Raw genomic sequence first — 12,822 nt, forward strand, 5'->3', positions numbered from 1 at the left:
TATGGGGATGCCAAATGGAGCGCGCGGCCAGCGCTGTCATACACCAGATGGTGTATGCGCGTATTTTACTGTGGCTTTTTTAGGAGTAACTGCTGCTTTACGTAGCGATAGCGCTGGTTCAATCGGCGGCTGCGTGGGCCGCGACAGGAGTGCCAATATAGCCAGGAGAGCTGGCCTCAATATGCTGAATCACACGCCGAGCGATCTCTTCTGAGCGTTTGTAGAAATACATCTCGCCGCAATCGGGCAGCTCTGCAAATTGCGCCGCATCACCAAAGCTCAGCCCTTGCTTGAAATCTTCAAACGGGTGCACGCGATCTTGATCCGGCACCAGAAATAAAGACGGGCATTGGTCCTGCTCAAGCAAGCGCAGGATCGGATCGCGGGAAATGGTCAGCTCTCGCGTGTAGACCTCTGGACCTTGGACCAACAAATGGTGCGAGGCTGCGCGGATCAGGCCAGCGTTCTTGCCGCTGCGGAAGAATGCCCGGTCAACGCCGTCGTCCCCCATCAGCTTGTCGATGTACCAATCCACTCCCACGCTTTGCATATTGCGGTAGGCGATGCGGCTAAACGCTTTGAACAGGCGCGGGGCGCGGTGAGACACCCGAAACACCATCCTTTGATAACGGCGCATGCTGGGTTCGAGCGGCAAATGCGCAAACCAAATGTATCCCAGGCTGGTGAACGAACTGATCAGATCGGGGCGCTGCTCCACTGCGAGGCTTAGGGAAACAAGGCCGCTGCTAGCGGTGATGGCGGGAACTTGCTTCAACCCTAGGTGCTCACAGAACTCAGTGATTGCAAAGGCGCTGTCGTCAGCTGTACTGAGCCCCGGATCATACTCACTGTGACCAAATCCGGGACGTGAAGGGATCAGAACCTTCAGACCAGCATTACGAAACAATCGTTCGGCCTCTGGTGGGAAGATATGGCCCAGAGTGTGCCCATGGATAAACAGAACCGGCATTCCGTCTTGCGCGCCTTGCCAGCTGTAGGCGATCTCTCGGCCATCACTTCGCGTGAATGTCGCCTCTCGCCCAATCGGATTAGACCAACTGGCCAGCCTAGACTTGCTGTCGATCGCGGCGCGGGCGCACAGCAGGGAGAGGATCTGGAGCAATTGCGCCTGACTGGCCGATTGCGTCTTGGCGAAGACTGATTTCAGCTGCGTCTGCACGGTCGCCAAAGTGGTGCCTCGGTAGCTTGCAACGGCGCCAGTATCGCGCAGTTCGTAGAACTGGCGCGAAATTTCGCACTCGGCCCGGGTAAGGCCAAAGGCCTCCTGCAATTGCAAATCGACCGTGTCAGTCCAGGGGATATCGAGCATACGCAGGGCAATGCAGCCATGATCGCGATTGGTAGTCTCGACAATAATAGCCTCAGCCAGTTGTAACGGACCCGGTGCGTCGTCGTCTTCGGTGTAGCCCAAGCTGTCGAGCCGCAAGATAATCCGCCGGCTATTACCCCTGAGGCGAGCGCTGGCGGTGAAATCGCGGAACTGTGTGCGATAGACCGGGTCAATCATCTCAAAATCGAAGCTTTGACCTGGCCGGGCGTCAAACAATTCCGCGCCATATTCATTGGTAAGGATGATCTTGCCAAACGGATCAATCACTATCGCAGCGGTTGGCACTTCTTCTACTGCCCGCTCCAGCGGATCGCGCGACACGCTGCTGGATTGACCTTCGACAATGGTCTCGATCGTATCGAGCTCCCGGACCACGACATCACGCAAGCCTTCACCGTGAACTGGGCTTTGTGAATTGTAGCGGCGCTCCAGGGTTGCAACCAGATTGTCGAGCGCATCTGGCTCACCCGCAGCGCGGTACAAAGCAGAGACCAGAGCTATGTCGAGCTCCGCCAACAAGTCTTTGTGATTACTGGCTTTGACCCTCATCCGGCGAGACTATAACGGCGCAGTGTAAATACAAGCGCGAAGCGCGCATGCTCGGCGATTTTCTGATGAACGATCTCCAGTCCGCACTTGGGTTGTGAGCGAAAGGTCTGCTTTCTAGGTACGATCAACTAAAACCGGACGGTCTACACACGGCCCATTTGCAGATCACGCACGCGATTAGAAACTTTTCACTGTTCGGATGTATGCGTTTCGTCATGAGCAAGTTTGTCACATTCGAAACCCGACCTTCGACAATCAGAGCAGCTGACGAACAATCAGCAGCTCGGCCTGTATTTTCACTGCATTGCGTGCTGATGGCGCGCAAATCACCTCTCCTACTGCGAAATGGGATGCGTATGGCTGGTACGTCGAAGTCACGGATGGAGGCGTTCAACTTACCTGTATGATTCAGCGGTCAGATGAGTGGTTGCTAGTGTTAAGCAGCACGCGCAGTCTGGTCGATCGACTAATGGGGCGAAAGCACGAGGCTGAGCTCAACGTATTTGCAGTCGCCGTTGTCAGAGCTGTCGAAGAAGCGTTCAACGTTCGCGCGCGTCTGTTTCGGGACGAGCAGGCTTTTCGCGCAGGCTAGCTGGAGCGTCGCAAAACACCACTTGGCTATTGGAACTGATGCGTGAACAGAAGACTGGCAGGGGCAAAATGGCAGAGGATACCAAGAGCAAAATCATAGAACTCTTCGAAGCGGCCCGGGCCACCCCAGGGGTTGAATTTGATGAAGGCCATTTCCTGGACTATTTGCTGCCCGATCCAAAAGGGCAAGGTATTGTCCGAAATAGCTTTGCCTAGCTTGAGAAGATTCAATTCCTATATCGAACAGGTGCAGATCGAATTTAGTGTGTGCTTCTCGCTTCAAGATTTGGAAGCGAATTACTCGCTCGACAAATTTGCGAGGCGAACCGAAGAACTAAGCACGCGTCCAGCAGGCTCAATGCGATCGCTACAAAATCAGAAGAGGGCGGGTGCGGGTTTTGGGCCGATACTTCTGCTGAACATCGTGCTGCTCTTTGTCGGATTCGCCGTCCAGGATGTCTGGTGGGCGCTGGGTCTTGTTGTTCTGACGGCTGCCATTGCGAACATGTGGTTCCTTAAGTTTGCGTCAAAGAGACGGACTTATCTTCGAAAGCTAGAAGAGCTCATCTCAAAGAAGCAAGCTTGACGTGCGATTGCTAGTCGCTTGGTGAGAGGCTGGCTTCGGGCCTTGCTATGCCGAAAGCAGACAGTTTGCAATCGGCCCAGGAGCCGTAATGTCGGCGAGGCCCCGGTGGCAGCTACCACAATCGTTCTGCACCTTGAATTCCAAAGCTAGGCCCTCCTTTCAGGAAGGCTGACCTTTTCGAGATTTAGGATTACAGCGACGATTTGAGCATAGACTGGCCCGATTTCAATCTCGATGCACTTGACGGCTAGACGGAGACTCAGGGCTTTGGATCTCGATCGAGCGATACTCGATATGGAGTTCTATCTTAAGTGAGTCAGGCGCTTTGCGGAGACGGAAATCGAGTGACGCGCCCCAACTTCAGAATTCGGTCTACTGTGCCCGTTCCGCGCGCTCTCCAGCCCTCACCCAAGCTGCGATTCTCGACAAATTTGACCGCAGCCTATTAACATTATTGTTAATCAGAAAAGCCCCCTCAGCCCCCGAATTCTGCGACGAATGGCTATAAATCCAAGGTGAGTTGCATTGACTGCAATTCAAAACAGGCGCAATCTTCAAGGGTGTTCTGATGTCGCATCAGCGCATGTAGCATTGGGCGCAAGCAAGCTACGTTCCCTGAACCTTTAAGGCAGGGCAATTAGAGAAAAATATAACCATCGGGTCAGAAATCGGCACGCGGTAAGGCGTGCTGCAATTCTGGCTGCATGGGCGATTTTTGGAACGATGCGTGAGGTAAGGTGCGCGTGAGGTCGGCTGCTGCTGGCCGCAGAGGGGCAATGCCAGATGATGAAGCAAATTGACACGCAAGCGCTCATAAGTCGGGGGCACACACTCAACCGTGCGGTTCCGCCGCCCGCCGCCTTGCCGCCGTTGAGCGGAGCCATGCACGGCACCGATGCGATCCTTTCTGCCCAAGAACGGCTGAACAAACGCACCCATATCATGCTCGATAGGACTGGTGCGATCATCGCCATTGGCGAGCAGGCCAAGTCGAAAATTGCAGAACTGAACTGCTATTCGATCATAGATGGCCGGTTGGTCGGCAACAAGACCGACGCCAAGGAACCCCTGGAGCGCATGTTGAAGTTGGACGCGGGCGCAGTCGACAGCGCCATCATTCCCTGCAACACCTTGCGCGGTCATGTATTGCTGTCTGCTACCGGGCTTTGCCAAGATACCATTTTGGTCAGCCTGCATATCGCCAGCCCCGGCCATGGCGCTGAACTGGTCGACCTGACAAAGGCGTTTGGCCTGACGCCAAGCGAAGCGCATATCGTCGAATTGCTGCTGGGTGGTCACGGCCCATCCAAGATCAGCGAGGAGCTGAATATCTCTGTCCACACCGTGCGCGCGCACCTGCGCCATTGTTATGACAAGCTGGGCGTTAGCTCGCGCGAAGAATTGTGGCAGACACTCGCACCCTATCAAATCTAATCTACACAGTAATATACTGAAACGTGTCGTTTTTTTACAAATTTCTATAGTCATATTTGACTACTAAACCTGTGTGATGCGGCCGAAAACGAATCGGCATATAACTCCAATCATATTCAACGAACGGGTCGTCTGGAGCAATCGCTCCTTCGTCTTGGTCTGACGGCAAATATGCCGCGTACACCTTGGCGAACCACTGTATTTAACAGGGATAGGCGACATGTATATTCTACAAGAACTGCCAAGCTTTGCCTAGCCGCGCTGGTGTCCTAGCGACTGGTGCCAGCCTTTTGGCCATCACAGCCATCCCTGCCGCCGCGCAAGAGGGCGAGTTCCCTTCCAATAAGGATCAACACCCTGGCGAGATCGTATATGCTCGCGATGTGCCCTATGGCACGGCCACCCGGCGCATCGCGCAAGGTGAGGCCAGCACGGTTGCGCCCGATCAATCCAAACTCATCCTGGAATCAATGCTTATCGGCCTAGAGCCGATGTCCGATGCTGACCAAGCTGGTGTCACAGCCCCACTCTCCCGCACCCTGAATGTGGCGAACCAAGCGGTCAGCATCGGACTAACCCCAGTCACAGGGCCGCAAAGCTCTGGCGATTTCACCCGTTCTGAAAGTGGCGCGAGCTCGGCTGGCGGCATTGTGGGTCGCGGCCTCAGCGTCCTGCCATCCGCGCTCAGCGTGATCTCTCGCACAGCGGGGAGCGGACAATGAAAAGCGCGCGAACCCTTCTTAGCAGCGCTGCGTTGCTGCTGCCGATCTTGGCATCACCGCTTGCGGCGCAGCCAGCCGAGGCGGGGCAAGCCGAGGCAGAGCAAGACAGCATCGAAATCGCAGCGGACACGCTCAGCGACAATGGCGGACGCGTGGCTGTGAATATTGCCGCTGGTGATGGGAACCAGCAATTGGGCAGCGCCGTGGTGGCGATGGGCGATATCGCGATCACCGGCCACAGCGCCGAGCAAATGATGGACGTGCCCAGCGGCGCTGACCGCGCAACATCCATCACAATCGGCGCAGGCGCGCTGTCAAACAACACCGGCATGGTGAGCCTCAATCTCACCGTGCAGCACACACAACCAGTCAGCCAATTTGGCTGCACTGGCTCTAGGAAACAACGGAGTGGTCTCTGACCAGATGCTCGCCCAGTCGAGCGCTCCCACAGATCCGACGGGTTCACCAGCCCAAGCTCTCAAAACCAGCAATGATCGCATCGACATCGATGACGCTGCATTCGCTGGGAACAGCGGGCTTGTGCAGGTGAATGTTGTCGGAGGCGAGAGGAATTCCTCTGCCAACACCTTCGCGCTGAACATCTCGGCCGGGGGCAAACCTTGAACCGAAGCAATGGAGTAAGGACTATGAAAAAGGTAATGCTAGCTACGGTGGCGGTTTCGGCTTTGGCCGTAACTGCCCCCGCCATGGCACAAGACGGCGGCGAAGTTGGAGGCCAAGACGGCGAATCCAGCCTTGAAGTTGATCTGCGCTATGCGAACAACATCGACACCAGTGTGACCACCGATGTCACCTATGAGAAAGACGTCGCCCTTCGCGGTGCCGTTCGTCTCCGGGGGGAAATCGAAGTCGACAGCTCAGCTGTTGCGGTCACTGATGCGAAGCAATTCCTCACTGGCGTAGTGGTAAACTACCGCGAGGAAAATGAGCTCAACGGTGAAAACGGATTTGTCGATCCGGTTTTCGGCCAGGGCTATAGCGAGCCAGGCGATCTGCCAGGCGGCTTCTTCGATGGTGAATTGCAGCCGCAAATTCGCGCTGGATTCTTCGCGCCGATTATCAACACGGTTGACGCGTTCAATGTCGATTCCTCGGGTAACATCGGGGTCAACCTGGCGGCTGGTTATTTCAACCAGCAAATGAACAGCGCGTCGATTTCTGTGTCGGCAAACAGCGATCCTGAAGCATCAGGCGGTTGGGCAGAAGCGTCCACCACCGGACTGCAATCACTGATCGGTGTGGCACAATTCGCTGCTGAAGACTTCCTCGACGAAGATGATCCCGAAGCTGGCGGCGGCCGCAACAACTTCCGCGATCGCAACACCATTCTTGGTGCGACGATCACGGGTTCAGGCAATATCGGCGTCAACGTGGCGACAGGCAGCCTCAATCAGCAATCCAACCTGATGACGCTGGCCACCGCAAACGATGCCGATCTGGCAGAGGCCAATGCTGGTCTGGTTCAAACCGCTCTTTTGAGCCGGGTTGAGCAGCAAGACAGCATCAACTCGATCTCTGGTCTCGATGTCAGCGGTGCCTCAGGCAACATCGGCGTGAACTTCGCCGCTGGTGTCGGCAACCAGCAAACCAACTCGCTGACTATCGCAGCGTCGCAAGGCGGCGGTGACGCCGGCGGCGGCGGCGCTCCTGGCGACGGCAGCTAATCGATTGCCCGCGCGGGCGGGGGAGAGGAGACCTTACCTTCTCCCCTCCCCACCTTCCCCAGCCGCGCAAACGGCTTGGGGAAGGTCCCCCGCTCGCAAAAGCCCAGCTCGCACGAGTTAGGGAAGCCCTCTGCCCGAAGCATGGAGCAGGTTTACAATGTCTCAGAATTCACTCTTTCGGTCAAAAATGCGTGGACTCGCATTGGTAGGCGTGTGCGCGGCGATGGTTTCCGCCTGCAGCACCGCTCCGGCTGGAAAGACACCGGTCTGGCTCGGCCAGATCTCCCCAGGTTCCCCCGTGATCAGCGCGCAGCCGCGCAGCTGGAAAGCCCAGAAATTCGACCATCTCGTGCGGCAAGAAGCCGACTTTAGCTGCGGCGCAGCGGTGCTCGCAACGATATTCAACTATGCCTATGGGCACACCACGACCGAGCGGCAGGTGCTGGTCAATATGCTCAAGATCGCAGATCCTGACCTTGTCCGGCAAAAGGGTTTCTCGCTGCTCGACATGAAGACCTATGCGACCTCTCTCGGGATGAGCGCAGAAGGCTACCGGATTGATTACGATCAACTCGCCAGCCTGGAATTCCCCGCCATCGTCTTGATCGATGTGCGCGGCTACAAACATTTCGTCATCGCTCGCAAAGTCTTCGGAGACAGGATCGCGATCGGTGACCCAGCCCTCGGCAATCGCACAATGACCCGCGACAAATTTGAAAGCGCGTGGAACGGCATTGCGTTTGTCGTCGTGGGCGAAGGCTATGACCCGGACAGTGTTCTGGTCGATCCGCCCTCACCGCTTTCTGCGCGGCGCCTGCTGATGACTACCGCCAGCCTGCCCGCCACCGAAGCCGCCGAATACGGCTTTTCACCCGGATATGATTTTTGACCACCCTAGCGCCCCCAAAGGAGGATGCCATGCGCACGCCAACAGCCAGACAAACGGCTCTAAAATCGAGTGTCACAGCAGCGGCACTCTCCATTTCACTGGTTTACGCAGCGGGCTCTGCACCAGCGGCTGCGAAAGATCATTTCGCTTCGCTGGGCGATCTCGGCGCGCCGGTGGATGACGAGGAACTGGGCGAGGTCCGCGGCAAGTTCATCCGGCCAGGCGAGGTATCGTTCTTTGGCATTTCCATGGTCACCAGTTGGCAGGATGAAAGCGGGATCACCACGACCGCACGGCTGATGTTCAATGTCAGCTTTCTGGACAGCGGCAGCGGCGGCGATCCAGCTCCGCAATTGCTGGTGGGTTGGACCCGTGAGGGCGACCCAGCCATGGATGTGACAGACAGCCATTCCGGCTACACCCCCGTCATCACAGCGCAAGAGGTGCTGCCCGTGGGTGAGCTCGGCAGCACGCAGGGCGCAGCGCAAGCGAATATCATTGCAGGAGCAGACAACTCGGCGATCAACGGCATGCAAATCGCTTTGGTTCCGTCCTCAGACATCGCAGCGATGAACACCGATGGTCTCACCCCGATTACCGAGACAACCGGTACTTCGTTCGCCGATGGCGATGCTCTGGAATTCCGCGTCGGCACCAACGAGCTGGCGCTCGCACTGTCCGGTAATGGTGGCAGCGACAGCGCGCTGCAAAGCGTCGGCGGTGATCTCGGCCGGATGCTGCAGCAGACCACGATCAACAGCGATGGCAATCTGGTCGGCAATACCGCCGCGATCATCATCGGGACGGACATTGGATCGACCGATTTCAACGCCGTGCGGGCGACAGAGGCCCTGTCCGTGATGCGCGGCCACGGTTTCTAAGCAGCAATTTTCAAAGGTGGTAAGGCCATGAAAAAACTCTCTCTCATCACGCTGGCGGCGGCTGTGTTTGCGGCATCCGCCCCAGCCCAGGCAGAAAACGCCAGCGGGCAATTCGCCGTCGAAGGGCCGGGCCGAGCTGACCTGCGCCGCTTTCACCGATGCGCGCAGCGACAAAGGCTCAGCAGAATTCCAACGTCTCATTGGTTTTGTTGAGGGCTATCTCAGCGCTGCCAACCGCTATGAACCGAACACCTTTGATCTATCGCCGTGGCACAATGCGGCGGCGTTTGACCTGATCCTGGAAAAGCACTGCACAGACAATCCTGAGGATACGATCGTCGGCGTGGCGCAAAAAATGGTCTCTGCCCTGCGCCCAGTGCGCGTCGCCGATTATTCGCCAATGGTCGAGGTGGGCTCAGGCGAGAACCGCGCCTTTGTTTACAAGACGATCCTGCGCCGCACTCAGGCCGCCCTGCGCTCGCGCGGGCTGTATGAGGGCGAGGAAAACGGCAGCTACTCGCCGCAAATGCGCGATGCGCTGCTCGCATTTCAGAAACAGAGTGATCTTTTTGAGACCGGCGTGCCCGATCCGGCCACGCTTTGGACACTGCTCAATCCGTAACCACGGATGAGCTTAACCAGACGGGTCGTCAGGTAAGAGGACGAAAGTCATGGACCGCACATTTACACGAGCCGCCTTGATCGCGAGCAGCGCGGCCGCGCTCACGCTGCCTTTTTCGGCATCCGCTCAGGACCTTGAAACTGAGGTTGAGCAATTGCGCGCGCAAGTTACCGAGATGGAGGAGCGAGAGGCGCGCGCCAATGCACGTTTGCAAGCGTTAGAAGAGCGGCTGCTGCACATTGAGGCAGAACCAATTTCGCCGGACGAAGCGCTGACCATCAGAGGCCGCGCTATGCCCGCGCAGACCCGGCCAATGACGCTCAATCCCTCACTTGATAACTTCCGCGGGGCGTACCCTACGCTTACCCGAGAAGGCGAGGCCCGGCTGGTGCAAATCCAGCAGGCCGAGGACGCCGCCCAAGCCCCCGGACTGAGCGATCAGGCAGAGGAGGAGAGCGTTCAAAAGGCACCTGATGCCTCCGCAGCCGTGGAAGACATCGTGCAGGAACAACAGGGCCTCCAGACCAGCCGCTGGGGCGCTGATCTATCGGTCGGCTATTCCCGCTTCAGCGACGCACGAATCAACCTCGATGGCTTTCTGGCATTGGATGCAATCTTCCTCGGCACGATCAGCATTGACGAGGTGGACGCTGACATCTTCACCAGCGAGGCCACGTTGCGCTACGGCGCCAATGACAAGCTGTTCCTCGATGCCAGCGCACCATTCCTCTACCGCACATCGACCTTCCGCAGTGGCGGAGCTGGTGGCGCAGCGAATGCGCCAATTGAGGCCAGCGTTAGCGATGGCGGGCTTGGCGATATGAGCGTCGGTGCGAGCTATCAATTGCTCGCCGAAACGCTGCGCCGCCCGAATGTCGTGCTCAGCGGCCGGGTCAAAGTGCCGACCGGGCAAGAGCCGTTCGGGATTGATTTTGTTGAAGTTGTCGGCAGTGAAGGCAATTTACAGGTACCGGAAAAACTCGCCACGGGCAGCGGCGTTTACGGCGCATCGCTTGGCGTCTCCGTGCTCAAATCGCTTGATCCTCTGGTGGTGTTTGGCAGCGTGAATTACTTCCGCAATTTTGAGCGTAACTTTGGCGATATTGACGAGAGCCCCGGCCCGCAACCGGGCCGGGTCGATGTTGGCGACGCCGTGCAACTCGGCGCTGGCCTGGCCTTTGCGCTCAATGATCGATCGAGCATTTCCATGTCTTACTCGCAGCGCGTGGTTGCTCGCTCGCGTATCCGCCTGGAGGGGCAGGAGTGGCAACGCATCGTCGGTAGCCAGGCCAATGTCGCGCTGGTTAATTTGGGCGCCACGTTCTCGCTTGGACAACAGCTCTCACTGGTTTCGACCGTTGGAATTGGGCTCACCGATGACAGCCCTGATATGGTGGTCGGCCTGCGATTGCCGTACCGTTTTTGAAAACAGTCCGGCGCTAGCCGGGGACTCCTTGACACCGCACTAAGTAGAAAGGACCAATTTGGCGGTGTGTGGAGGTTTGCCTCACCGATTGAAGGCACGCTTTTCCCGCCGTCATACATTCAGAAACGATCAATTTTGGACGTTTCATTGGTGCAGCGATTTTGCCCGAATCGGGCGATGCCGTTAACCATGATACGTGACGAATCCAGATCCTCTGACTATCCAGCGGCAACACGCAGCCGACTTGCTCGCCAGTTTGACCGACCGTCAGACGGAAGTGATGGAGCATGCCGCGGCTCATTTGCCGAACAAAGAAATCGCCCGAAAGCTCGGCCTCTCGCCCAGCACCATTGAGCAACGCTTTCAATATGTGAAGGCAAAGCTTGAGACCACTGACCGCGCATCCACCATCCGCGAATATGTTCGACTGCGCGCAATATGCGGTCAAACCACATATGGTTTTTCCCATCTCGATCCAGAGCCTGCATTTGACCAATTGGGTGGCCAAGACGCGGTTCAAGAAAATCGACCAACCCCGCCAAATTTGGCCACTGATGACTATTCGTCGCTCGATTTTCCGCCCTCGCGCCTTGAGGTATTGGATGGAAAATACGGCCCGTGGTGGCGGTTACTGGTGGTCTTCACGATCGCTTTCACCGTCGCTGCCACGGCTTTGGTTGTCACCGCAATCAGCGTGACAGTCGGCGATATTCTCTGACCATGCCTGCGACCCTTAATGCACGATGGTGCGCATGGAGAATATTATGAGAATGACAGCACAAGACCTCGAACTTGCCAATCAAATCAGCGAGCTTAATCACCTGCTAGCCGCTGACACAGATACCAATCTGGGGCAAATCGGCGAACTACTCAGCCTCGCAACCAAGGCACGGATTGAGATGGATGTTGACGTCATCGACGGCCAACGTCCGATCAGTCACCTGACCGATGCGATGCGCAGTGTCGCCGAAGCCCGTAAGAGCCTTGCCTTGGCACACTCTGCGATGGATAAGCTCATTCAAGAACAAGCGGATGGCAATTGGATCTGCCCAGATAGGGCCTCCGAAACACAGCCTGCTCCAGTATTGAAGATCGCGAGATAAAACTTGGCATTGCCAGATTTCAACGAGCCGACCGTTGTACTGTTTTTCAGTATCCTAGCTTTGGCTGCCGCGTTGTCATTCTGGCGGGGCGGGGCGCCGGAGAAATCCGGCGCCTTTTTCATGGTTTGGATGATCCTCATCCAGAGCATCGCTTATGGCTCTGTTGCAACCCGATTCTGGGAAGTGGATCCTGTTGCATTGCTAGGCGATTCGATCCTGTTTGTGGGATTCGGCGCTATCGCGCTCAATGCAAAAAGGATCTGGCCATTGTTTGCTGCTGGTCTGCAATTGATCAGCCTTTCAGCCCATTTTGCGAGACAAGTCGAAGATGATGTGATCGCTTTAGCTTATGCAACGATGAAAGTTGTTCCAACTGGCCTGGTTTTGTTGTTATTGGTCATAGGCACCTTATTCCATCAACACAGGCTTAGAAAACTGGGCAAGGATCTGTCCTGGGCTGATTTTGAATTATGGCGAGAATTGTGGCGAGCACCTTCAAAGCAATATATCGACGAGCATCGGGTCGCATTTTCGCGCAGCTGGATCGGTGTGCCCATTGCTGTCTGTGGAATGCTCGTGATCTGCTATTGCATCAGCGCTTTGATGATACCTGAGACCCCAGAAATTGCTCTCGGTACGGTGACCGCCTTATCGGCCATCGGCGGCGCAGCAATTGTCGGCGGAACTTGGCTGCATCAGCGCGAAACAGCGCGACACTCAACTAAGACCAAGGCATTCCGCGACAAATGGAAATTCGGCGTACCCATGCCGCAATCATCTGGCGGCTAAAACTAGGCTGGTACGAGGGCTATCGGAGACGCGGCACACCAATCGAAAGATTTTCCTACGTATACGCGCTTTGCTATTTCAGCCGACATGATGATCTTGCCAAAACACCATTCCTACGGCCATTTTCCGGGTCTGGAACGAGCAATCGCCAAAAGTCACACATCCGGCAGCTTGTGTGAGATTAAACAATTGTT

Annotated in this window: 14 protein-coding genes; 13 read left to right on the forward strand and 1 reads right to left on the reverse strand. The window is 56.6% G+C overall.

The features are described from left to right. Positions 1-118 precede the first annotated feature (118 nt). Complete coding sequence (locus AC0V6Z_RS02535; protein WP_472639837.1) at positions 119-1,867, reverse strand: bifunctional helix-turn-helix transcriptional regulator/alpha/beta hydrolase; 1,749 nt, start codon at positions 1,865-1,867, stop codon at positions 119-121. 766 nt (positions 1,868-2,633) lie between these two features. On the opposite strand from AC0V6Z_RS02535, the gene AC0V6Z_RS02540 reads away from it, so the two are divergent. From AC0V6Z_RS02540 to AC0V6Z_RS02600, 13 genes are all read left to right on the forward strand, one after another. After that, a complete protein-coding gene (locus tag AC0V6Z_RS02540; RefSeq protein WP_472639838.1) occupies positions 2,634-3,077 on the forward strand; it encodes a hypothetical protein in 444 nt (147 codons plus the stop codon). 783 nt (positions 3,078-3,860) lie between these two features. Continuing rightward, the gene (locus AC0V6Z_RS02545; protein WP_472639839.1) at positions 3,861-4,511 is read left to right on the forward strand and encodes a helix-turn-helix transcriptional regulator; all 651 of its coding nucleotides are present in this window, start codon (positions 3,861-3,863) and stop codon (positions 4,509-4,511) included. A 248-nt stretch (positions 4,512-4,759) separates the two neighbouring features. Continuing rightward, positions 4,760-5,233 carry a hypothetical protein gene (locus AC0V6Z_RS02550; RefSeq protein ID WP_472639840.1) on the forward strand — a complete coding sequence of 158 codons (474 nt, stop codon included), beginning with the start codon at positions 4,760-4,762 and terminating at the stop codon, positions 5,231-5,233. After that, positions 5,230-5,652 carry a hypothetical protein gene (locus AC0V6Z_RS02555; protein ID WP_472639841.1) on the forward strand — a complete coding sequence of 141 codons (423 nt, stop codon included), beginning with the start codon at positions 5,230-5,232 and terminating at the stop codon, positions 5,650-5,652. Before AC0V6Z_RS02550 ends, AC0V6Z_RS02555 begins: the two co-directional genes overlap by 4 nt. Further along, on the forward strand, positions 5,642-5,857 hold the full coding sequence (locus tag AC0V6Z_RS02560; RefSeq protein WP_472639842.1) for a hypothetical protein: 216 nt from the start codon (positions 5,642-5,644) through the stop codon (positions 5,855-5,857). Before AC0V6Z_RS02555 ends, AC0V6Z_RS02560 begins: the two co-directional genes overlap by 11 nt. Before the next feature lie 23 nt (positions 5,858-5,880). Further along, positions 5,881-6,918 (forward strand): hypothetical protein, encoded by a 1,038-nt coding sequence (locus AC0V6Z_RS02565; protein ID WP_472639843.1) that lies wholly within the window; start codon positions 5,881-5,883, stop codon positions 6,916-6,918. Positions 6,919-7,075: 157 nt separating this feature from the next. Then, positions 7,076-7,807: a C39 family peptidase gene (locus AC0V6Z_RS02570; RefSeq protein ID WP_486176430.1), complete on the forward strand. Its 732-nt coding sequence runs from the start codon at positions 7,076-7,078 to the stop codon at positions 7,805-7,807. 29 nt (positions 7,808-7,836) lie between these two features. Next, complete coding sequence (locus AC0V6Z_RS02575; protein WP_472639845.1) at positions 7,837-8,688, forward strand: hypothetical protein; 852 nt, start codon at positions 7,837-7,839, stop codon at positions 8,686-8,688. Between the two features lie 67 nt (positions 8,689-8,755). Further along, complete coding sequence (locus tag AC0V6Z_RS02580; protein WP_472639846.1) at positions 8,756-9,310, forward strand: peptidoglycan-binding domain-containing protein; 555 nt, start codon at positions 8,756-8,758, stop codon at positions 9,308-9,310. Positions 9,311-9,359: 49 nt separating this feature from the next. Continuing rightward, complete coding sequence (locus AC0V6Z_RS02585) at positions 9,360-10,736, forward strand: transporter family protein (RefSeq protein ID WP_472639847.1); 1,377 nt, start codon at positions 9,360-9,362, stop codon at positions 10,734-10,736. A gap of 196 nt (positions 10,737-10,932) precedes the next feature. After that, complete coding sequence (locus tag AC0V6Z_RS02590) at positions 10,933-11,454, forward strand: LuxR C-terminal-related transcriptional regulator (protein WP_472639848.1); 522 nt, start codon at positions 10,933-10,935, stop codon at positions 11,452-11,454. A gap of 46 nt (positions 11,455-11,500) precedes the next feature. Beyond that, the gene (locus AC0V6Z_RS02595; protein ID WP_472639849.1) at positions 11,501-11,839 is read left to right on the forward strand and encodes a hypothetical protein; all 339 of its coding nucleotides are present in this window, start codon (positions 11,501-11,503) and stop codon (positions 11,837-11,839) included. Between the two features lie 3 nt (positions 11,840-11,842). Further along, complete coding sequence (locus tag AC0V6Z_RS02600) at positions 11,843-12,628, forward strand: hypothetical protein (protein ID WP_472639850.1); 786 nt, start codon at positions 11,843-11,845, stop codon at positions 12,626-12,628. The last annotated feature ends 194 nt before the right edge of the window (positions 12,629-12,822 follow it).

This window comes from Erythrobacter sp. SN6-5 (assembly GCF_057364945.1).